The sequence below is a fragment of the Streptomyces sp. NPDC087859 genome (assembly GCF_044742595.1).
Lineage (GTDB): Bacteria > Actinomycetota > Actinomycetes > Streptomycetales > Streptomycetaceae > Streptomyces > Streptomyces canus_F.
Map to the genome: position 1 here is coordinate 147329 of NZ_JBIUUU010000004.1, position 21195 is coordinate 168523.

A 21195-nucleotide genomic window follows, 5' to 3' on the forward strand; every position below is an offset into this window, starting at 1 on the left:
CCCGCCATGTCCGACGCCCCTGCCGCCGCACCACCACGGTCGAACGCCGTGGTCGCGGTGCTGGCCTTCGCCGGAATCGTGGTCTCGCTGATGCAGACCCTGGTGATCCCGATCGTTCCGGAGCTGCCGAGGCTCCTGGACGCCCCGGCCTCGGACACCGCGTGGGCGGTCACCGCGACGCTGCTCGCCGCCGCCGTCGCCACCCCGGTCGTGGGCCGTCTCGGCGACATGTTCGGCAAGCGCCGGATGCTGCTGATCAGCGTCGTCATGCTGATCGCCGGCTCGGTGGTCTGCGCGCTCTCCGACTCCCTGATCCCGATGATCATCGGCCGGGTGCTCCAGGGCCTGGCCTCCGGTGTGATCCCGCTCGGCATCAGCATCATGCGCGACGAACTGCCCGCGGAGCGCCTCGCCGGTTCCACGGCCCTGATGAGCGCCTCCCTCGGCATCGGCGGCGCGCTGGGTCTGCCGGCCGCCGCCCTCATCGCCGACAACTTCAGCTGGCACGTCCTGTTCTGGACGTCGGCGGCGCTGGGCGTCGTGGCTCTCGCGCTGGTCTCGCTCTTCGTACCGGAGTCCCGGGTCCGTACCGGCGGCCGCTTCGACCTGGTCGGCGGCATCGGCATGGCGACGGGCCTGGTCTGCCTCCTGCTCGGCATCTCCAAGGGCGCGGACTGGGGCTGGACGAGCGGCACGACGATCGGCCTCTTCGTGGCGGCGCTCGTCGTCCTCCTGGCGTGGGGTTGGTTCGAGCTGCGTACGGACCAGCCTCTGGTCGACCTCCGTACGACCGCCCGCCGCCAGGTCCTGGTCACCAACCTCGCCTCGATCGCCGTCGGCTTCGCGATGTTCGCGATGTCCCTGGTCCTGCCGCAGCTGCTCCAGCTCCCCTCGCAGACCGGCTACGGCCTCGGCAGGTCGATGCTCGTCGCGGGCCTGGTCATGGCCCCGTCGGGGCTGGTGATGATGGTGACGGCGCCGATCTCGGCGGCCGTGTCGAAGGCCCGTGGTCCGAAGACGACGCTGATGATCGGTGCCCTGATCGTGGCCGCGGGCTACGGCGTCAACATCGTCCTCATGACCGAGGTCTGGCACTTCGTGCTCGCCGCCTGCGTCATCGGCGCCGGCATCGGCTTCACCTACGGCTCGATGCCCGCCCTGATCATGGGCGCCGTCCCCGCCTCGGAGACAGCCGCGGCGAACAGCCTCAACACCCTGATGCGGTCCATCGGAACCTCGTCGGCGAGCGCCATCGCGGGGGTGATCCTGGCCCAGATGACGACCGACTTCGGCGGCTACGCGCTGCCCTCCGAGAGCGGCTTCAAGGTGGTCCTGGCGGTGGGCGCCGGGGCGGCCCTGCTGGCGTTCGTGGTGGCCTCGTTCATCCCGCGGCAGAAGCCGGCAGGGGAGACGGCGACGGTGCCCGAGGACGCTTCCGAAGCAGCCGAGGTCGCGGCCAAGTCGTAGACCCAATGAGCCGGTCGGGCCCGTCACGGTGGTCGTGGCGGGCCCTTCGCCGTCTACAGGTTGCCGAGGGGCTCGATGTCGACCTTGACGGGGGTGCCCCACACCCGCAGCACCTCGTAGTCGGTGAACTCGTGGACGAGCCGGTACGCCATGGCGGCCCGGGGGCCGCGCCGCTGGGCGGCGAGATACAGCTCGGCCTCCCTGCGGTCCCGCCTCGGGGTGCCGCACAGCTGCCACTCCTGCCCGTTCCACATCTCGGGCAGCCAGCGCTGCTGCGGCTGCGGCCGGTCGTCGCGCACGCCGTAGCGGGAGGGGGCGGAGGCGGTCTGCGCCGGTGCGGAGGGGCCGTTGATCTGGGAGCGCCGGGCGGTACGGCGGCGGGTCTCGCACAGCAGGCACAGGTCAGGCGCGTTCTCGTCGACCGGTCCGTTGGGATGTTCGGCGCAGCGGGTGTTGGGCGCGGCGGCGTTGACGCTGTCGTCCAGCAGGTCGAGGGCCCGCTTGATGTCGGCCTTGACCTCGTACAGCTTGGTGTCCGGGGTGTCGCCGGTCAGGGCCTCGCCATGCTCGCCGAGAAGGCGCAGGGCTCGGCCCAGGGCGGTGAGCTGGGCGTGGTTCATGAGGAAACCGTACCCACCCGCGCTGACAGCGCCCCGCCCGTCACCGCTCCCAGTAGTCGCGCTCCGGCAGCACCACCCAGGCGTCGGGCGGACCGGTGACGGCCCGGGCGTCGGTCGGGCGCAGACCGGCGTAGGCGATCGAGTAGGCGACCGCGTGGTGGCAGTAGACGTAGTTGGTGAGCACCTCCGCCGGGCTGTCCCGCTCGCCGGGTCCGCCGCCGGGGTGCAGATCCCAGCCCTCGCCGACGCCGTCGCGGAAGACGCTGCCCTGGTTGCCGCTCTTGGGGTTGGCGTACAGCCCGTAGCAGACCGTGCCGGCGGACAGGAGCTGCTGGACGAGCGGCTGCTGCGGCGCGTAGCCCCACGGCTGGGTGACTATGCAGCCGCCCGGCACGGTGGTGACGCCGACCAGGCGCAGGGTCTCGTCCATGTCGAAGTCGTACGGGTCGTCCAGGACCGCTTCCATCAGCTCGGGGTCCGGGGCCGTCGCCCCCAGCCGCCGTACCGCCTCGGCGGCGTCGATGCCTGCCACACAGGCCAGCCCCGTGCCGTCGTAGGACAACTCGCCCAGCGCGTCGATCAGCCGGCGACCCTCCCGAGCCAGCTCCCGCTCCGCCTCGCTCAGCCCCCGCACACCCTCGGGCAGCGGGAAAAGATCCGGCGTGGGCCCGGCCAGGCTCAGCCGCCCCGGCGACCAGCCGCCGAACCCCGCCCGCCAGGGATCGGCCCCGGCCTCGGCCAACGCCCGCGCGTTCTCCGCCCGCCCGGCCATGACGGCATCCCACAACGCAGTGGTCCCGCCCTCCAGCGCATCCACGTCCGCCACTCGCCGGGCCAGCTCCGCGACGACCTCGGGCGCCCCGAACACCGCCGCCCGATGCAGCGGCCGTGACCCCCCGACCCCCCACGCCTCGGGATCCGCACCCTCGTCGAGCCGCCGCCGCACATCACCGAGGTCCAGCCACCCCCGGTAGTCCATCCCGCCCCACCCGTCACCGCGCTCACTCATGGAGCCCCCTCCGCATCGCCGGACCTCCACGATGGCACCCCCCACTGACAACGCCCCTCCGGGGCCCGGGGATCGACGGATCCGTCCCCCGCCGTACACCACTCGACCTGCGCCTTTCCGTCCGAGCGCGGGACGGATCCGCCCATCGTTCCCGTCACCCGCCCGCACATTTCCGCCAAAGTTGTTGACAATAATGTGGGCGATTGATGGGGTTGTCGAGCCGCCTTACAACGAGCCGCGAAGTCAGGAGACGGACGTGCAGAGAAGAACAGTGGTCAAGGGACTCGGTGCCATAGCCGCCGCACCGGCGGTCGGGGTGGCGGCCGGCAGTGCCCGGGCGGCGGGCCGAACCGCCGAGGACGGCACCCTCGTCTTCGATCCCGACGCCTTCACCGAACTGACCGTCGCCGTCACCGACACCGAGGGCACCGCCCACGAGGTCGTCTACCGCTTCCACAAGGTCGCCTCGTACGTGGCGAAGCCCGTCGACGTCCTCTACCAGTCCCTCAACGTCAGCGTTCCGGTCACCATCGACGGAACCGCCGTCGACGCCCGGAACGCCCCCATCCTCCTCGCCAACTCCGTCGGCGGTTACATGCCGTCCTCCGTGGCGAACAAGACCGGCATCACCGCCACCGGCATGGGCGGCGGCACCAGCCGACAGGGGCTCGCGCTCGCCGCCGGGTACGTCGTCGTCGAGCCGGGCGCCCGCGGCCGTACCCTCGTCGACCAGGCCGGTACCTACTACGGCACCGCGCCCGCCGCGATCGTCGACCTCAAGGCCGCCGTCCGCTACCTGAGGTTCAACAAGGGCCGCATACCCGGCAACGTGAACCGGATCGTCTCCTCCGGGGTCAGCGCGGGAGGCGCCCTCTCCTGCCTGCTCGGCGCGTCCGGCGACAGCCCGCTCTACGAGCCGTATCTGACGGCGATCGGCGCCGCGGACGCCTCCGACGCCATCTTCGCCACGGGCGCCTGGTGCCCCATCACCGACCTCGAGCACGCCGACATGGCGTACGAGTGGTGCTGGGGAAGCAACCCGCTCGCCGGCGGTGCGCTCGTCGACCGGACCGTCTCCGGGGAACTGGCCACCGCGTACGGCGACTACGTCGCCTCCCTCAAGCTGTCGGCGCCGGGCTTCGGGCGGCTCTCGGCCCGCAACCTGGACGACTATCTCCTGAAGACGTTCATGCGGCCCTCGGCCACCAAGTACCTCGCCGCGCTGCCGGATCCGGCCCGCGAGACCTACCTCGCCGCCCATCCCTTCATCACCTGGGAGAACGGCAGGGCCACCTTCACGTGGGCCGACTTCCTCACCCACGTCGGCGCGCGGAAGAAGAACGCCCCCTCCTTCGACGCCTTCGACCTGTCCACCCCGGAGAACAACCTCTACGGCACGGGCACCACCAGGGCCCGCCACTTCACCCGCTACAGCCTCCGCCACGAGAGCGGCGACAGCGCCCGTCTCGACGAGGACGTCCCCGCCAAGCTGCACCTGATGAACCCGATGCACCACCTCGTCGGCAAGGCCAACGGCAGCCGCTCCAGGCACTGGTGGATCCGCCTCGGCACGAAGGACACCGACACCTCGCACACGGTCGCCGGCAACCTCTCCGCCCGGCTGACCGGCCTCGGCGACGACGTCGACACCTCGTACTACTGGGACGCGGGCCACGGCGCCGACCAGGATCCCGCCGACTTCATCCGGTGGATCGCCGCCGTGTCGGGTCACCAGGGTCACCGCGGCCGGCTCGGCAGGTGATCTGATCCCCCTACGCCGGAGCCCCCGCGGTCAGGGCGAGGGCTCCGGTGCCGTCGCCGGCGGTCGTCGCAGGCCGAAGAAGTACGTCGTCACGAACCCCACCGCGTACCCGGTGACCAGCCCGCCCGCGTAGACGGCCACCGCCGTCCCCAGACCCCCGCGCCCCGCCAGCAGGGGGAACAGCGCCCACCCCGACGGTCCGATCGCCGTCGACCCCACCGGGTCGCCGAGCATCGCGAACAGGCCGACGAACGCCCCGCCCGCCGCACCGCCCGCACACGCGGTCAGGAACGGACGGCCGAGCGGCAGCGACACCCCGTAGATCAGCGGCTCGCCCACCCCCAGCAGGCCCGCCGGAAGCGCCGACCTGATCGTCGTACGCAAGGCCTCGTCGTGGCGCAGCCGGACGTAGACCGCCAGACACGCCCCCACCTGTCCCGCGCCCGCCATGGCGAGGAGGGGCAGGAGGACCGTGTGGCCCTGCTGTTCGATCAGGGTGGTGTGGATGGGGATCAGGGCCTGGTGGAGGCCCAGCATCACCAGGGGGAGGAAGAGGCCGCCGAGGACCGCGCCCGCGAACGCGCCCGTCGTCGTCAGCAGCCAGTTCGCCGCCGTGCCGATCGCCGAGGAGACCGCGCCGGCCGCGTACATGAGGACGTAGAGCGTCGCCAGGCCGGAGACGAGGACCGTCAGGGTCGGGGTGAGGAGGACGTCCAGCGCGCCGGGGATCCTTCTACGGCACCACTTCTCGACGTACGTCCCCAGCAGCGCCGCCGCCAGCGCGCCCAGGACGCCGCCCTGTCCCGGCGCCAGCGTCACCCCGAACGCCGTCACCTTCGCCACCCCCGGGTACACCACGACCGCCGCGACCGCCCCGCCCAGCACCGGTGTGCCGCCGAACTCCTTCGCGGTGTTGTGGCCGACGAAGACCGCGATCAGGGCCATGAAGGCGGTGGCGATCGCGGCCAGGGCGGGGGTGAGCGACGGGAGCCAGCCCAGGTTCAGCAGCAGGCCGTTCAGGCCCGCCAGCACCCCGCAGCCGATGAGCGCGGGGATCAGCGGCACGAAGACGTTCGCCACCCGCCGCAGCGCCAGCTTCACCGGGGTCGCGTTGCGGGCCTTCTGCGTCTCCTTCCGCAGCAGCGCCTCGAAGTCGGCCGTCACCCGCGCCACCGCGCCCGGCCCCAGCACGATCTGGTACGTGTCGTCCTCGACCACGCCCAGCACCCCCGGCAGCGCCCGCAGCGCCTCCCCGTCCACCGCCGAACGGTCCACCAGGCCCAGGCGCAGGCGGGTCATGCAGTGGGCGACGGAGGTGATGTTCGCGGGGCCGCCCACGAGGGGGAGGATCGCCGCGGCGGTGTCGTACGAGGTGTTCACGCACCGAGCGTGCTGTCAGCCGCCCGCCGCCGCCAGCGCGGCACGCAGATGGCCGCCGGACTCCTCCAGAAGGCGGCCGGCCGTGGGGCCGTCCACGCCGGTGAGGAGCGTCAGGACGGCGTTCTTCACCTCGCCGTCGGTGGCCGCCAGGGCCCGCTCGATCTCCTCGTCCGCCGCGCCCGTGGCCAGGGCGACGATCCGGTGGGAGCGGGCACGCAGCTTCTCGTTGGAGGCGCGTACGTCGACCATGAGGTTCCCGTACGTCTTGCCCAGGCGGATCATCGTGATCGTCGAGAGCATGTTGAGGACCAGCTTCTGGGCGGTGCCGGCCTTGAGCCGGGTGGAGCCGGTGAGCAGCTCCGGTCCCACGACGATCTCGATGCCGTGGTCGGCGGCGGCCGCCAGCGCGCTGTGCGCGTTGCAGGACAGGCCGACCGTCAACGCGCCCCGGGCGCGGGCGTGTTCGACGGCGCCGATCGCGTACGGGGTGCGGCCGGAGGCCGAGACGCCGACCACCGTGTCGGACGCCCGCAGCTCCAGTGCGTCGAGATCCGCCCGCGCCAGTTCCCTGGAGTCCTCGGCGCCCTCGACCGAGGTGACCATGGCCTCGGGGCCGCCCGCGATCAGGCCGACGACCTGCGCGGGGTCGGTGTTGAAGGTGGGCGGGCACTCGGAGGCGTCCAGCACGCCGAGGCGCCCCGCGGTGCCGGCACCGGCGTAGACGAGACGGCCGCCGCGGCTCATCCGGGCGGCGATGTCCTCGATGGCGGCGGCGATGGCGGGCAGTCCCGCGGCGACGGCGGCGGCGACGGTGGCGTCCTCCGCGTTCATGAGCCGCGCGATGTCGAGGGTGGGGAGCCGGTCGATCTCGGCCAGCTCGGGGCGGAAGGCCTCGGTGGTCAGGGTCTCCAACTCGGCGCGGACAGCCCGGGGGTGGGAGGTGGAAGTCATGGGGGGCGGCTCTTTCAGGTGGCGATCCGATGGCGTGCCTACGGCTTATGGCTTACCGCGGTGTCGATGTGCCAATGCCTCGTACGACGCGGCGAGCGCGGGAGCCGCGGTCTCGTAGGTCCTCTGCGCCACCCCCACGAACAGACAGTCCACCACCAGCAGCTGACTGGTCCGTGACGACATGGCCGCGGGCCGCAGTTCACTCTCGCGCGCCGTCGACGTCGTCAGTACGTGGTCGGCGTACTGCGTGACCGGGCTGTCCGGCCGGCCCGTGATCGCCACCGTCGTCGCCCCGTGCTCGAAGGCGGCCCGCAGCGGCTCGATGACATCGCCCGTGGCGCCCGAGTGCGTGATCGCGAACGCCACGTCGCCCGCCCGCAACTGCACCGCGTTGGTCACGGCGAGGTGGGGGTCGTGGTGGGCGTGGGCTATGAGGCCTATGCGCAGCAGTTTCTGGGTGAGGTCCTGGGCGACGAGACCGGAGGCCCCGACGCCGTACACGTCGATACGGCGGGCGGTCGCGGCCGCCGTCACCGCCGCGGCCAGCTGGACCGTGTCGAGGCCGGCCGCGGTGTCCGCGAGGGTCTGCTGCTCGTCGTAGGCGAGTTTGGCGACGACGTCCGCGAGGGGATCGTCCACCGCGATGTCCGTCGTGATCGCGGGCGCGCGGCCCGACTGCTGCTGGGCGGCGAGGCCGGCGAGGGCGAGGCGGAGGTCGCGGTAGCCGGGGTAGCCGAGGATGCGGGCGGTGCGCACGACCGTCGCCTCGCTGGTGCCGGTGAGTTCGGCGAGGCCGGTGACCGTGAGGGCCGCGCAGCCCGCGGGGTCGCCGGCGACGGCCTCGGCGACGCGCTGCATGGAGCGGGTCATGGAAGGGGCGAGGGTGCGCACCTTGGCGGCGAGCGCGGCGGGGGCCGGCGGCGCGCTTCCGGAGCCGCCGCCGAAAATTTCCTTCACTTCCTGGGTCACTCATGAAAGATATTTTCGGCTCGGTGTCGGGGTCAAGAGTGCGCACAATGGGTGCATGGATCCCTCCGGCCACCCCATCAGCCCCCTGGAGCAGGCGTTGCACGCGGCACGCGCCCTCGTGCTCGCCGACCTGGTCGCGAACGAGGTCGCCGAGGCGGACGTCGTGTCGCTGGTCGAGGACTCCGTCGTACAGCGGCGCTGGTGGGTGGAGCAGTGGCCGGACGGGGTGGAGTTCGTGGCCGGGCTGGTCGCGCAGGACGTCCAGGACGCGCTGCTGGAGCGGTACGGACGGTGGCCGCTGTGCCCGGTGTGCGAGGCGGACGATCCGCATGCCCTCGACGTCGAGCCGGAGCTGGGGCCCGATCCGTACTGGGTGTGCCACAAGGCGGGGGTGAAGGTCGCCGCGGTGGGGTCGCTGGGTCCCGCGACGGGCGGGGCGGCGTCCTCGTGACCGTCTACATCGACCCGCCCGACTGGCCCGGGCACGGCCGCATGTGGTCGCACCTCGTGAGCGACGTGTCCTACGACGAACTGCGGGCTTTCGCCGACGGGCTGGGCGTGCCCCGGCGGGCCTTCGAGCGGGACCACTACGACATCCCCTCGCACCGGTACGCGGACGTCGTGGCCGCCGGGGCCGTGGAGGTCAGCAGCCGTGAGGTGGTACGGCTGCTGACGGCGTCGGGTCTGCGCAGGCCCAAGGGGCGGGAACCGCAGTCCGGTTCGTGACCGGGACTCAGCGGCCCAGTTCGTAGGCGAGGAGCTCAGCGTCCTCGCTCGCCTTGGCGAACCCCGCGCGGGAGACCACCCCTTGGGAGGGGATGTTGGCCCGCTCGACCGTCGCGAAAAGGGTGTTCACGTCGTCCCGTGCCAGCGACCACCGCGCCAGCTCGCGCAGCGCCTCCGTCGCGTAGCCCCTGCCGCGGGCCCCCTCCACGAGGTCGTAGCCGATCTCCACCCGGCCCTCCTCGTCGGGCGCGCCATGGAAGCCCATGCCGCCGATCGCGAGGTCGTCCTCCCGGCGGACGAGGACGAACAGGCCGAACTCCGGCCGGTGCACGCCCGCTTCATACGCCTTCAGCACCATCCCGGACGCCTCCCGCGTCCCCTGGAACGGCCCGCCCACGACCCAGTCGAACCCGCCGGAGCCGCCCGCGGCCAGGTTGGCGGCGGCGGCCGGCGAGACGCCCTCCAGGGTGAGCCGGTCCGTGCCGAGGACGAGGTTGTTGTTCCAGCGCCACCCGGTGACCGGGGCGCGCCCGGGCAGGTCCCCGCGACCGGTGGCCCACAGCAGGGTGCGCCAGAGGTCGGGGCCGGGCTGGACGTGCGGGAAGATCCGCGTCAGGACGTACTCGGGGAGATGCGCGGGCGGCTCGTACGCCAGTCCCAGCCCCTCCGCGATGTCGTGCGCGTGCAGCAGCACCTCGGCGACGCCCATCGCGGCGAAGCCCTCGCGCCCCGCGCTGCGGAAGGGGTAGGGGTGGAAGGCGCGGACCTCGCGCGGGGTGGTGCGCAGGGTGGTCGCGAAGAGCGCGCCGGTCGTCTCGATGACCTGGATGACGCCGGCGTTGTCGGTGCCCTCTTCGAGGACGATCTCGAAGGGCACGTAGGCGTCCTTCGCCCGGCCCGCCAACTGCCCCGCGTACGCGATGAGATCCTCCGCGATGTGTGTCGCCGTCGTCCGGCAGCTCCACTCCACCCGGCCGGCCGGCACCCCCTCCCAGTCCCGGTCCACCGCCGTCCGCAGCAGCGCCACGGCGCTCTCGACGGCCTCGGTCACGCGTTCCCCACCCATGTCGGTCATGCGGGCAGGCTAAGCGGCCCTGACCCGTCAGGGCGACAGCATTTCCAGCTCGGCGGCGAGGTTGTAGCGGGCCGTGGCCTCCCACTCCGCCTGCCCGTACGGCGTCCTGAACAGCCGCGGAAGCTCCAGGAGCTGGCGCAGCACCGCGGCCCGGCCCTCGCGGAAGGCGTCGCTCGGCACGAAGCCGTACTCCTCGCGTACGGCGGCCGTGTAGGCGGCGTACGCCTTCGGCGGAGCCGCCAGGATCGCCAGGTCCGCGTCGCACAGCACCTGGCCGTCGCGGTCGCCGTCGGCCGGGTCGTGGGTGACGGTGAGACGGACGAGCCGGGCGACCTCGCCGGTCCGTGCCTGCGGCAACCCGGCCTCGGACAGGGCGCGTTCGGCGATCCGCGCCGACCGCTCCTCGTTCTCGGAGCGCTCGGGCAGATACACCGCGTCGTGGAACCAGGCCGCGAGGCGGACCACGTCCGGGTCGTCGGCGTACTTCTCCAGTACGTCGACGTGGTCGAGGACCGCGGTGAGGTGCGCGAGCGTGTGGTACCGCCGCTGCGGCTCCTGCCAGCGGGCGAGGAGGTCGTCGGCGTACGGGGCGGGGTCGGGTCCGGTGGATCCGGCGCCCCTGGCTGCTTCCAGGGCGTGGACGAAACGGGTGCGCAGGGCGTCGAGATCGGCCATGGGTCCATTCTCCCCCGCCCGCCCCCTGCGCGGCCGGGGCGTCGGCCTCTAGCGTGTGGCGTCATGACTTCTGCTGACGTACGCGACCCCGAGCTGCCCGGACTCCTCCTGACCACCGAGCGCGACGCGCTGATCCCGCTGCTGCGGTCCCGGCCCGACGCGGACTTCGCCCTGCCGACCGCCGGGTGTCCGGGCTGGACCGTACGGGACACGCTCGCGCACTGTTCGTCCGCGCTGACGCGGGTGGTGGAGAGCCGCTTCGAGAAGGGCGTGTTCTCGCCCGAGTGCAACGACCGGGACATCGCCGAGCGCGCCGACTGGAGCAACGCGCGGGTCGTCGACGAGCTGGAGCGCGGCATGACCGAGGCGGGCCCGGTGATCGCGAAGGCGGGCGGGGTGCTGGACCTGGTCGCGGTGGGGGAGTGGGTGCACGGCGGGGACGTACGGGACGTCCTCGGGGAGCCGGGCGCGTACGCCGGGCCCGGTCTGCCGCACGCCCTCGCGCTGCTCGCCCGGATCACCCGGGAGCAGGGGCGGCTGCCGCTGCACGCCGACCTCGACGACGTCGACGAGCCGCTCACGCTGGGAGCGGTGTCGGGAGAGCGGACCCCGGCGCGGTTCATCGGGGACGCCGCCACGCTCGTACGGCTGTACGCGGGGCGGCCGGTGGCGGGGAGGACGTTCGAGCTGGCCGGGGCGGAGGCGGCGGAGCTGAACATCTTCGGCTGAGATCTCCCCCGGGCGGGGCCGATCTTGTCGCGGGCGCGGCGGCCGCGGGCGTAGTCTGGAGATTGGACTAGACCTGTAGCCGCCGTTTTTCCTGCCCTTCCACCGCCGACGAATGGGGTCCCATGAGCAAGCGTGCAGTCCTGGAGGTGATCGCCCTCGACGTCGAGGACGCGGTGGCCGCCCAGGCCGGAGGCGCGGACCGCCTTGAGCTGGTCACCGACATGGCGGCCGACGGGCTGACCCCGACGGCCCGGACGTTCGCCGGGATCCGCGGGGCCGTCGACATCGCGCTGCGGGTCATGCTGCGGCTCGCGGACGGCTTCGACGCGGGGGACGTCTCCCGGGTGGTCCGGGCCGCGCGCGAGCTGCGGGAGGCCGGGGCGCGCGAGTTCGTCCTCGGCTTCCTCGACGCCGACGGCGGTGTGGACCTGGGGGCCGTGGAGCGCGTGGTCGCCGAGCTGGACGGGTGCCGCTGGACCTTCCACCGCGCCATCGACCACGCCACCGACCGGGACGCCCTGCGCAAACAGCTGGCGGATCTGCCCGGCCTGGACACCTACCTCACGGCCGGATCCGCGTCCGGCGTGGACGACGGACTCCCCACGCTGCTCGCCGAGGCGGCGCGGCGCGGGGAGCCCGGATACGAACAGCGACTCCTGGTCGGCGGCGGCCTGACCCTCCACCACGTACCCACCCTCCTCACCGCCGGCATCGACGCCTTCCACATCGGCGGAGCGGCAAGACCGGAAGGCTGGCAGCACCCGGTCTCGACGGAGGCGGTGGCGGAGTGGCGCAGGGCGCTGGACGGCGAGGTCGGCCAGGGCCGCCTCTGAACAGGCGCCGCCGGCACCCACCCAGGGGCGCGGGGAACTGCGCGACAAGCCCCCACGACGCACGCTGACTGCTCGGCCCAGAGGCGCCGCGAACCGCTGAACAGGCGCTGCGGACACCCACCCAGGGGCGCGGGGAACTGCGCGAAAAGCCCCCACGCCCCCGCACCCGGCGACGCACGCTGACTGCTCGGCCCAGAGGCGCCGCGCACTGTTGAACAGGCGCTGCCGGCACCCACCTAGGGGCGCGGGGAACTGCGCGACAAGCCCCCACCCGCCGGCACCCGGCGACGTACCCCGAGCGGCACCCGGTATCCCGTGATCACCCCGCGAGTTCCCGCGGCAGCGGCCCCGCGTGGGTCACGATCAGCCCCGACACCGCTCGCGTGAGCCCGACGTACAGGCGTCGCAGACCCGTGCGCTCGTCGGGCTCGCCGTCCACCACCGCCTGCGGCTCGTCCAGGACCACGTAGTCGTACTCCAGACCCTTGGCGAGGGACGCGGGGACCAACGTCAGGCGGGTCTCCTCGGTCGTCTCCTCGCCCGGCGCGAGATACCCGATGCCCGCCGCCGCCAGCGTCTCCGCCAGCACCGGGATCCGGGCATCCGCCGCGATCAGACCGGTCGAGCCCTCGTTGGCCAGCAACTCCTCGCAGGCGGCGACGACTTCCGCCGTGCCGCCGATCTCACGCACCTCGAAGAACCCCGGGTTCTCCCGCACCGACGCCACCGGGGTCAGGCCCGGCGCGATGTGCGGGAGCAGCCGGGAGGCGTACGTGATGACATCCGTCGGCACCCGGAAACCGGCCGTCAGCTCCTCGATCACCCCGTCCGGCTTCCCCAGATGCGCGAGCGCCTCGTCCCAACTCCGGGTCGCCCAGGGCGTGGTGCCCTGTGCGAGGTCGCCGAGGACGGTCGCGGAGCCGGTGGTGCAGCGGCGGCCGACCGCCCGGTACTGCATGGGGGAGAGGTCCTGCGCCTCGTCCAGCACCACATGGCCGAGCGAGTGCGTGCGCTCGACGACGTCCGTCGCCTCGTCGATCAACACCGCGTCCGCGGCCGACCACTTGGCCGACTTCACGGACCGGGCGGGCTTCGCCGCGAGGATCGTCTTCTGCTCGTCCTCGTCGAGGACCCCGTCCGCGTGTGCGGCGAGGAAGTCCGCGTCCGTCAGCAGCCGCAGCACCAGCCTGGCCGGGTCGACGGGCGGCCAGATCTCCTTCACGGCCGCCTTCACCGCGCTGTTGCGGGCCACCGCGTCCTGCACCCGGTCGTCCGGGGCCTCCCCGGAACGCTCCATCTGCACCAGCACGGCGTGCGCGATGCGCTGCGGGAGGGCGTCGCGGGCGGCGCCGTAGCGGATGTCACGGTCCAGCAACTCACCGACGATGTCCTCGAGTTCGTAGGCCGGGACCCGCCACCGCCGCGACCCGCGCACGACGACGACCGGCTCCGTGGGCCGGGTGACGTGCGCGTACACGGCGCGCCGGAGCACCTGGGCCATCCGGGCGTCGCCCTTGATGACCGCCGCGGCCGCCTCGTCGGTGCCCCGCACCTCGACCTTCCCGGCGACCAGGTCGTCGACGGTGGCCTGCTTGACCGCCAGCTCCCCGAGCGCCGGCAGGACCTGCTCGATGTAGTGCAGGAAGGACCGGTTCGGCCCGATGACGAGGGTGCCGGTACGGGCCAGCCGCTCGCGGTGGGCGTAGAGGAGATAGGCGACCCGGTGCAGTCCGACGGCGGTCTTCCCGGTCCCCGGACCCCCCTGCACGCACACGGTCCCACCGAGCCCGGACCGCACGATCTCGTCCTGCTCGGGCTGGATCGTGGCGACGATGTCACGCATCGGGCCGACGCGGGGCCGCTCGATCTCCTGCTGGAGGAGCTTGCTGGTGGTGGCCGCCTCGGCGGGGTCGGAGAGGTGCTCGTCCTCGTACGCGGTGATGTCGCCGCGGGTGTACCCGAAGCGGCGGCGCAGCGCGATGTCCATCGGGTCCTTCTTGGACGCCCGGTAGAACGGCTGCGAGACCGGCGCACGCCAGTCGATCACCATGGGGTCGCCGCCCTGGTCGTGCACATGGCGGCGCCCGATGTAGAAGCGCTCACCCTCCGCGCCCTCGGCCAGATCGACACCGGGCGCGTGCAGATAGTCGAGGCGGCCGAAGAACAGGGGGGTGTCGCTGAGGTCGGCCAGCGCCTTGATGCGCTCCCCGATCTGGCGTTCCAGGATCTGGGCGTTGACCCAGTTCGCGGTCACGTCGCTGATGTCGAGGGACTCGGCGTCCTCACGCATGGCGCGCAGGGCGGCCCGGGACTCGGCGAGGTGGGAGCGTTCGCGGCCGAGGGGGTCGTCGACGGGCGTGGACAAGGGGGTGCCTCCGAAGGTGCTGCGGGCTGCGGTGCTGCGGCATGCCGACCGGTTTCCGTCCGGTCGGCGGCACTCCGGGTGGGAGGCGGGCAAGAGCGGGGATTCTAGAGGGACGGCGGGTGCGAGGGCCAACCGTTTTCCGCGCCCCCTAGGGGATCGCCCCTCGGTCCGCCGGGGGAGACTCCACCCCCAGGGTGTACCCAGGTAGCACAGGAAGTGGGGCCTTGAGGCCGATGCCCTCCTTATGCCTCGGGAGCCACCATGGAGCCATGAGTGCAGCGACCTTCACCCCAGCCCCCGGTCGCCCTTCCGGAGCGACCTCCCTTTCCGACGGCCACGCCGGCCACCGCCTCGGCAACGCCCTGCGCGCGATCCGCGTCTTCGCGGGCGCCGCCTTCGACGTGGTCATACGCGGCGAGTACGCCGAGGAGGCGGGCGTCCGCCGCAGGTAGGACGCCCGGCGGCCGTCAGCCCTCGGTGCCCTTGTCCCCCGCCAGCAGCTCGTCCGCGTCCACGATCCGGTAGGCGTACCCCTGCTCCGCCAGGAACCGCTGCCGGTGCGCCGCGAAGTCCTGGTCGATCGTGTCCCGGGCGACGACGGAGTAGAAGTGCGCCTGGTGCCCGTCCGCCTTCGGCCGCAGCACCCGGCCCAGACGCTGCGCCTCCTCCTGCCGGGACCCGAAGGTGCCCGACACCTGGATGGCGACCGTCGCCTCCGGCAGGTCGATCGAGAAGTTCGCGACCTTCGACACCACCAGCACGCTGATCTCGCCCTGCCGGAAGGAGTCGAAGAGCTTCTCGCGCTGGGCGTTGGAGGTCTCGCCCTTGATGACGGGCGCGTTCAGATGCTCGCCGAGCTCGTCGAGCTGGTCGATGTACTGGCCGATCACCAGGGTCTGCTGCCCGGCGAAGCGCTTGACCAGCGCCTCCGTGACCTTCCGCTTCGTCGCGGTCGTCGCACAGAAGCGGTACTTCTCCTCCTGCTCGGCGGTGGCGTACGCGAGCCGCTCGGAGTCGGTGAGATTGACCCGGACCTCGACACAGTCGGCGGGCGCGATGTACCCCTGCGCCTCGATCTCCTTCCAGGGCGCGTCGAAGCGCTTGGGCCCGATGAGCGAGAAGACATCCGACTCCCGCCCGTCCTCCCGCACCAGCGTCGCGGTCAGCCCGAGCCGCCGCCGCGCCTGGAGATCCGCCGTGAACTTGAAGACGGGAGCCGGCAGCAGATGCACCTCGTCGTAGAGGATCAGTCCCCAGTCCCGGGAGTCGAAGAGCTCCAGGTGCGGATAGACACCCTTCCGCCTGGTGGTGAGCACCTGGTACGTGGCGATGGTGACGGGCCGGATCTCCTTGCGCGTCCCGCTGTACTCGCCGATCTCCTCCTCGGTCAGCGAGGTCCGCTTCACCAGCTCGTGCTTCCACTGCCGGGCCGAGACGGTGTTGGTGACGAGGATGAGGGTGGTGGACTTCGCCTGCGCCATGGCCCCGGCACCGACGAGGGTCTTGCCCGCGCCACAGGGCAGGACGACGACCCCGCTGCCGCCGTGCCAGAAGTTCTCCACGGCCTGCTTCTGATAGGGCCGCAGCGCCCATCCGTCCTCGGCCAGCTCGATCGGGTGCGCCTCGCCGTCGACATACCCCGCGAGGTCCTCGGCCGGCCAGCCCAGCTTCAGCAGGGTCTGCTTGATCTGCCCGCGCTCGGAGGGGTGCACGGCGACGGTGTCGGGGTCGAGCCGGGCACCGACGAGCGGAGCGATCCGCTTCGAGCGCAGGATCTCCTCCAGCACCGGCCGGTCGGTGGTCGTGAGCACCAGCCCGTGCGCGGGGTGCTTGCTGAGCGTCAGCCGCCCGTACCGGTCCATGGTCTCGGCGACGTCGACGAGCAGCGCGTGCGGCACCGGATACCGGCTGTACTGGACCAGAGCGTCGACGACCTGCTCGGCGTCATGCCCGGCGGCCCGGGCGTTCCACAGCCCCAGCGGCGTCACCCGGTAGGTGTGGATGTGCTCCGGCGCCCGCTCCAGCTCCGCGAACGGCGCGATGGCCCGACGGCACTCGTCGGCCTGCTCGTGGTCGACCTCCAGGAGCAGAGTCTTGTCGGACTGGACGATCAGCGGTCCGTTCACCTACGCACTTCCCTTCGGCACGGCCAAACCTCCAGTGTGCCGTACCGCGCGCCGATGCGGCGGGCCCGTCCTGGGCAACCCTGCGCCACCGTCGGCCGTCTGACCGGGCGAGCAGCGCACCGGGCGCGATGTGCGGAGGGTGGGGGCATGACGGGGTTGTCGGTGCGCGGCTGGGCGACCGGGGTGGGGGCCCTGCTGGTGCTGGTGGGCACGGGCACCTGGGTGATGTGGCCGCCCGGGGTGGACGGGCGGCTGTGGGGCGAGGTGCGGCCGGTGATCGAGGCGCGGCTCGCGGCGGACTCGCGGGGGAGCGGGTACGGGGAGACGGTGCCCGGGATCAGGGCGCGGTGGTTCTGCCGGGCGGAAGCGCTCGAGCTGGCCGAGCACGGCGGGCGGGTGCGGGCCGGCGTCAACACGCTGTGCATGGAGTACGGGGCGCGCGACCAGGTGCTGCTGGAGTGCGGTGGCGGGCGGTACCCGCAGGTGGTGCGGCTGGAGCGGGGCCCGGACGACGGCTACCGGGTCGTCTCCCGGGAGGAGCCGCCGGACGGCGCCGGGAACGCGGAGTGGACGGAGGCCCACTTCGGTTTCTTCGCCGAGCACGCGACCGAGGACGCCATGTCGTCGGCGGAACTGGAGGCGGAGGCCCGCGTGTACTTCGGCCTGCCGGAGGACGCCCCGGTCGGCGACTGCTGAGGCCGGCTGTGTCTGCGGCGCCGTCGTGGCTGGTCGCGCCCACGCGGCGGAGCCGCATATCGCGATACGGCCCCGCGCCCCTGGAAGGGCGACTGCGCCGCCTTCCATGGCCTGGTGCTAGTCGTCCGCCAGCTCCGCCACCCCCGTGATCCGGTGCAGCGGATACGTCCGTACCTCGTCCGCCGTGTGGTCGTACGCCGTCACGAAGCCGCCCTCGACGCGGATCGGGGCGATGACGCGCTGGCTGGCGGAGCCCTCGGCGTTGACGTAGCCGATCCACAGGGCCTCGTTGGTGAGGACGGCGGCCTGCATGGTGGCGAGGGTCTCGGCGGAGCTGGTGCGGGGGAGTTCGCCGGTGGTGCCGTGGTCGGGGCTCTCCTTGCGCGGGGTCGTGGAGGCCAGGTCGCCCGCCCGGATCGCGCGGATCGCGGCCGACAGGAGTGTGGCGTCCGGCACCGGCGGGCCGTCCGGGACGGGCTCCGGCGCCGTGCGCGGCGGGGTGCGGTGGGCGTGGGCGCGGGCGATCAGGACGTCGCCCTCGGCGGACTCGGCGGCCGGCGCGAAGCCCATCTGGCGCAGCCCCTCCAGGAGCGCGGCCGGATCGGCCTGGGCCGCCAGGACCGTGGGGGCCAGTCGGCGCAGGCCCAGGCCGGCGGCCCGCTTGTCGGCGAGGATCTCGTTCAGCAGGGCGTCGTCGTCGCAGCGGACATAGGCCGAGGCCGCGCCGATGCGCAGATGGCCGTGTCTGCGGGCCACGTCGTCGATCAGATACGTCAGCGGCTGCGGGACCGGGGTGCGGGAGTGCGCGGCGAGGAAGGCGTGCAGGTCGGAGGCGGCCTGCCCGGCGTCCAGCGCCCGGCGTACCGAGCCCGGCGTGAACCGGTACACCGTCGCCCCGCCCTTCGACTCCACGTCCGCCAGCACGTCGAGCACGTCCGCCAGGTGGCGCTGAAGCGGGCCCGGGGCCACTGCGGTGAGGTCGGCCTGGAGCAGGACATGGTCCAGGGGCTCGGGCAGGAGCGGGGCGAGGAGACGGGCGGCCGCGGCGGAGGCCACGGCCTGCTCGGTCGGGGAGAGGAGCTCCGCCGGGGGCGCGGTGTGGTGGTGGACGGGCAGCTTGTCGCCGGGGCCCGACGGCTCCTCGCGAGGAGCCCTCGCCGGTGCCGCCCCCCACAGTGCCCGTCCCTGGGCCGACAGCGCTCCGCGTCCCGTGACACCCAGCAGTTCCGCCTCGCTCAGCGCCCACTCGGTGAGCCGTGACCGCAGGTCGTCGTCCCGCTGGGGGCCTCGCAGCGGCCGTTCCCAGCGCAGCCGCGCCTGCACGGACTCCACGGACGGCGAGGCACCCTCCGGGAGACCGGCCAGCAGGGTCAGCACCCGGTGCCGCACCTCCGGGGCGGCGCTGCGGTCCAGGCCCGGGCCCAGCGCGGACAGGGTGCGGTCCTTCGCGTCCCGGCCGCCGACCAGGCCGGCCGTCCGGGTCGCCGTCAGCCAGGCTTCCGCGAGCCGCACCCAGCGTTCGGCCGAGGGCCGCTCCAGCCACTCGTCGTAGGCCGGGGTCGCCGCGTACCGCTCGTCGGCCTCCCCGTCGGAGGCGATCAGACCGGCCGCGTAGGCGAGCTCGACCCAGAACGCGGCGACCGGCTCGGACACGTCCAGCGCGACGGCGGTCCGCTTGAGGTCGCGGACGCTCAGACCGCCGGCCCGCAGCACCACGGGGCCGCCCTCGTCCCAGTCCTTCAGCAGCTCCTCCACCGTCGCCAGCGCGGTGTACGCCTGTCCGGCAGCCGTCGCGTCCACCACCTGCGGACGGTGCGTGGCGACCGGCTCGACGGCCGGCGGCAGCGGTTCGGTGACCCGGTGCGCGAGCCCGCCGCGCAGATGCAGGGCCACCTCCCGCGGCAGTACGACCGTCCCGGGCGCCGTCGGCAGCAGCAGCCCCACGTCCAGGAGCCGCCGCAGCCGGACCGCGGGGTCCGCCGTGACCTGCCCGTACGGCGGCCCCCACACCAGGCGCCGCAGTACCTCCAGGGACTCCTCCGGGAGGCCGGCGAGCAGCGCCGCCATCCGCTCGCGGTCGGTGAACAGCCCGGTCAACGCGGCGACGGCGGTCACCGAGTCGTGCGTCGAGGGCAGCCCGGCCGCGGTCACGATCTCCTGGATCCGGCCCGGCGACATCCCCGCCGTGGCCTCCTGCACCGTCGGCCCGAGCCCCGTCGGCGACGGATGCTGCGGCGAGGGCGCCAGCAGCTCCCGCGCGGTCCGCACCAGCCGCAGCCGCTCGTCCTCGCCCCACACCAGCGCCTGCTCCCGCAGGGTCCCGAGGGCACGCGGCAGCGCTCCGGCGACGGCGGGCGCCCCGGTGTCCCCCGCCAGCAGCCCCAGCAACTCGGCGTACGACGCCGGTTCCCCCGCCACGGCCAGCGCCTCCGCGGTCTGCAACGCGAACCGGTCCAGGCGCTCCAGAGCACGCACGACCGAGGCGCGGGTGCCGGCCCTCGTGGCGAGCTGGGTGAGGTCGGTGGGGACGGGGGTGATGAGATCGGGGCGGGCACGCAGGAGCGCGCCCAGTGAGGCGTCGTCCCGGACGCGGAGAGCCTCTGCGAGGGAGCGGGGCGGTGTGGCCGAGGTGCTCATCCGACCCACGTTAGCGGGTGGGTGCGACGGCGAGGTGCGGGTCCGTGGGTCGGGAGCCGGCCGACGGCACGGCCGCGCGTGGCCACGTCGGCCGCGTCCCGCGCGATACGGTCATCCCCGGGGATTCAACGCGCCGCCCCCCGGAGGGACTTCGTGGGTATCGAGAGCGACCAGGTCGTCTACGAGTATCTGAGCCGCGTCGGGGACGTGGCCCAGCAGCGGCAGTTGCCGTCCGGCACCCGGATGCGCCTGGTCTCGGAGCTGCGCAACGAGATCGACCGGCGCCGGGCGAAGGTGCCCGTGGACAGTCCCGCGGCCGTGCGCCGGATCATCGCCCGGCTCGGCAGCCCCGACGACGTCGTCAGCGCGGCCGGGGGTACCTCCTCGGGGGGAGGCACGGCCGACGCCGTACCGCAGGCCCGGGCCACCCCGGCCCCCACCGCCGTACCCGCGCAGCGGGACCGGGACACCGGCACCCCCCGCCCCAAGGGGCTGCGCCGTATCGTCCCCGTCCCCAAGCCGCGTCCCGCCGAGACGGTGGACGAGGCACCCGTGCCGCCCCACCTCGCCAGCGAGGCCGAGATCGGGAACAGCGCGCTCCAGCCGGACTGGTGGCGCACGGACAGCACCCCGTTCGGGGTCGGGGAGAGTCTCCCGGCGGGGTTCGTCGGCGGTGTGGAGATCCCGGAGCTGCTCAAGCCGCCGCCGCGCGAGCAGGAGCCGAAGCCGGTCGTCGAGAAGGCGCCGGAAGCCGGGCCCGCGACTGAGGCCGGGGTCGAGGCCGACGAGGTCCCCGTCACGCGCCGCCGGCTGCTCTCCCTCCCCAGGGGCAAGTGGACCAACCCTCTCCTGCTGATCGCCGCGGGTCTCCTCGTCGTGGGGTCGGTCCTCGGCAACCTCGTCGTCCTTCTCCTCGGCTGGCTCATCGCCTACGCCTCGCGGCGGCTGACCGAGGCGGAGACCAAGTGGGCGGTGATGTTCCTGCCGGGCCTGGCGCTCACCGCCGGGGTCGTGTGGCTGTGGGGCCGCACCGAGGGCCGCTGGGGCGACCCCATCGTCAAGGGGCACATGAGTGACGCGATCGCCGACACCTGGCCGTGGGTGATCCGGGGCGCGGCCGTCGCGTCGGCCCTGTTCCTCGTCTGGCGATCCCAGAGGCAGCGGTAGGACGGTCG

At 73.2% G+C, this 21195-nt stretch carries 19 protein-coding genes; 9 read left to right on the forward strand and 10 right to left on the reverse strand.

Annotated features, from left to right (window positions below; translation table 11 throughout):
- Positions 1-6: 6 nt before the first annotated feature.
- On the forward strand, positions 7-1467 hold the full coding sequence (locus ACIOHP_RS10810; protein WP_401885592.1) for an MFS transporter: 1461 nt from the start codon (positions 7-9) through the stop codon (positions 1465-1467).
- A gap of 53 nt (positions 1468-1520) precedes the next feature.
- On the opposite strand, the gene ACIOHP_RS10815 is transcribed toward ACIOHP_RS10810, so the two are convergent.
- Positions 1521-2087: a hypothetical protein gene (locus ACIOHP_RS10815; protein ID WP_401885595.1), complete on the reverse strand. Its 567-nt coding sequence runs from the start codon at positions 2085-2087 to the stop codon at positions 1521-1523.
- Positions 2088-2127: 40 nt separating this feature from the next.
- On the reverse strand, positions 2128-3096 hold the full coding sequence (locus ACIOHP_RS10820; protein ID WP_401885597.1) for an ankyrin repeat domain-containing protein: 969 nt from the start codon (positions 3094-3096) through the stop codon (positions 2128-2130).
- Positions 3097-3352: 256 nt separating this feature from the next.
- Here ACIOHP_RS10820 and ACIOHP_RS10825 point away from each other — a divergent pair, with 256 nt between their 5' ends.
- A complete protein-coding gene (locus tag ACIOHP_RS10825) occupies positions 3353-4858 on the forward strand; it encodes a subtype B tannase (protein ID WP_401885600.1) in 1506 nt (501 codons plus the stop codon).
- A gap of 30 nt (positions 4859-4888) precedes the next feature.
- Here the strand turns inward: ACIOHP_RS10825 and ACIOHP_RS10830 are convergent, their stop codons facing one another.
- The 3 genes from ACIOHP_RS10830 to ACIOHP_RS10840 are packed head-to-tail and all read right to left on the reverse strand — an operon-like array spanning position 4889 to position 8158.
- On the reverse strand, positions 4889-6238 hold the full coding sequence (locus tag ACIOHP_RS10830; protein WP_401885602.1) for a PTS transporter subunit EIIC: 1350 nt from the start codon (positions 6236-6238) through the stop codon (positions 4889-4891).
- 15 nt (positions 6239-6253) lie between these two features.
- The gene (gene murQ / locus ACIOHP_RS10835) at positions 6254-7189 is read right to left on the reverse strand and encodes an N-acetylmuramic acid 6-phosphate etherase (RefSeq protein ID WP_361538564.1); all 936 of its coding nucleotides are present in this window, start codon (positions 7187-7189) and stop codon (positions 6254-6256) included.
- 45 nt (positions 7190-7234) lie between these two features.
- Positions 7235-8158, reverse strand: a complete 924-nt coding sequence (locus ACIOHP_RS10840) for a MurR/RpiR family transcriptional regulator (RefSeq protein ID WP_401885605.1) — start codon at positions 8156-8158, stop codon at positions 7235-7237.
- Positions 8159-8213: 55 nt separating this feature from the next.
- On the opposite strand from ACIOHP_RS10840, the gene ACIOHP_RS10845 reads away from it, so the two are divergent.
- On the forward strand, positions 8214-8609 hold the full coding sequence (locus ACIOHP_RS10845) for a hypothetical protein (RefSeq protein WP_401885608.1): 396 nt from the start codon (positions 8214-8216) through the stop codon (positions 8607-8609).
- A complete protein-coding gene (locus ACIOHP_RS10850; protein ID WP_361538558.1) occupies positions 8606-8884 on the forward strand; it encodes a DUF4031 domain-containing protein in 279 nt (92 codons plus the stop codon). The genes ACIOHP_RS10845 and ACIOHP_RS10850 overlap by 4 nt, the downstream gene beginning before the upstream one ends.
- 7 nt (positions 8885-8891) lie before the next feature.
- Here the strand turns inward: ACIOHP_RS10850 and ACIOHP_RS10855 are convergent, their stop codons facing one another.
- Both ACIOHP_RS10855 and ACIOHP_RS10860 read right to left on the reverse strand, forming a co-directional pair.
- Positions 8892-9959, reverse strand: coding sequence for a GNAT family N-acetyltransferase (locus tag ACIOHP_RS10855; protein WP_401885611.1), 1068 nt, complete (start codon positions 9957-9959; stop codon positions 8892-8894).
- A 27-nt stretch (positions 9960-9986) separates the two neighbouring features.
- Positions 9987-10634, reverse strand: coding sequence for a hypothetical protein (locus ACIOHP_RS10860; RefSeq protein ID WP_401885613.1), 648 nt, complete (start codon positions 10632-10634; stop codon positions 9987-9989).
- 63 nt (positions 10635-10697) lie between these two features.
- On the opposite strand from ACIOHP_RS10860, the gene ACIOHP_RS10865 reads away from it, so the two are divergent.
- Positions 10698-11363, forward strand: coding sequence for a maleylpyruvate isomerase family mycothiol-dependent enzyme (locus ACIOHP_RS10865; protein WP_401885616.1), 666 nt, complete (start codon positions 10698-10700; stop codon positions 11361-11363).
- A gap of 122 nt (positions 11364-11485) precedes the next feature.
- Positions 11486-12196, forward strand: coding sequence for a copper homeostasis protein CutC (locus ACIOHP_RS10870; protein ID WP_401885619.1), 711 nt, complete (start codon positions 11486-11488; stop codon positions 12194-12196).
- 319 nt (positions 12197-12515) lie between these two features.
- Here the strand turns inward: ACIOHP_RS10870 and ACIOHP_RS10875 are convergent, their stop codons facing one another.
- Entirely contained in the window at positions 12516-14561 is a 2046-nt protein-coding gene (locus tag ACIOHP_RS10875) for a HelD family protein (RefSeq protein ID WP_401885622.1), read from the reverse strand.
- A 269-nt stretch (positions 14562-14830) separates the two neighbouring features.
- On the opposite strand from ACIOHP_RS10875, the gene ACIOHP_RS10880 reads away from it, so the two are divergent.
- Positions 14831-15013 carry a hypothetical protein gene (locus tag ACIOHP_RS10880; protein WP_401885624.1) on the forward strand — a complete coding sequence of 61 codons (183 nt, stop codon included), beginning with the start codon at positions 14831-14833 and terminating at the stop codon, positions 15011-15013.
- A 15-nt stretch (positions 15014-15028) separates the two neighbouring features.
- Here ACIOHP_RS10880 and ACIOHP_RS10885 read toward each other — a convergent pair whose 3' ends face one another.
- A complete protein-coding gene (locus ACIOHP_RS10885) occupies positions 15029-16687 on the reverse strand; it encodes a DNA repair helicase XPB (RefSeq protein WP_361538545.1) in 1659 nt (552 codons plus the stop codon).
- Between the two features lie 147 nt (positions 16688-16834).
- Between ACIOHP_RS10885 and ACIOHP_RS10890 the strand changes: the two genes are divergently transcribed.
- Positions 16835-17383 (forward strand): hypothetical protein, encoded by a 549-nt coding sequence (locus tag ACIOHP_RS10890; protein ID WP_401885628.1) that lies wholly within the window; start codon positions 16835-16837, stop codon positions 17381-17383.
- Between the two features lie 117 nt (positions 17384-17500).
- Here ACIOHP_RS10890 and ACIOHP_RS10895 read toward each other — a convergent pair whose 3' ends face one another.
- Positions 17501-20020: a helicase-associated domain-containing protein gene (locus tag ACIOHP_RS10895; RefSeq protein ID WP_401885631.1), complete on the reverse strand. Its 2520-nt coding sequence runs from the start codon at positions 20018-20020 to the stop codon at positions 17501-17503.
- Positions 20021-20173: 153 nt separating this feature from the next.
- Between ACIOHP_RS10895 and ACIOHP_RS10900 the strand changes: the two genes are divergently transcribed.
- Entirely contained in the window at positions 20174-21187 is a 1014-nt protein-coding gene (locus tag ACIOHP_RS10900) for a hypothetical protein (protein WP_401885633.1), read from the forward strand.
- Positions 21188-21195: the final 8 nt, after the last annotated feature.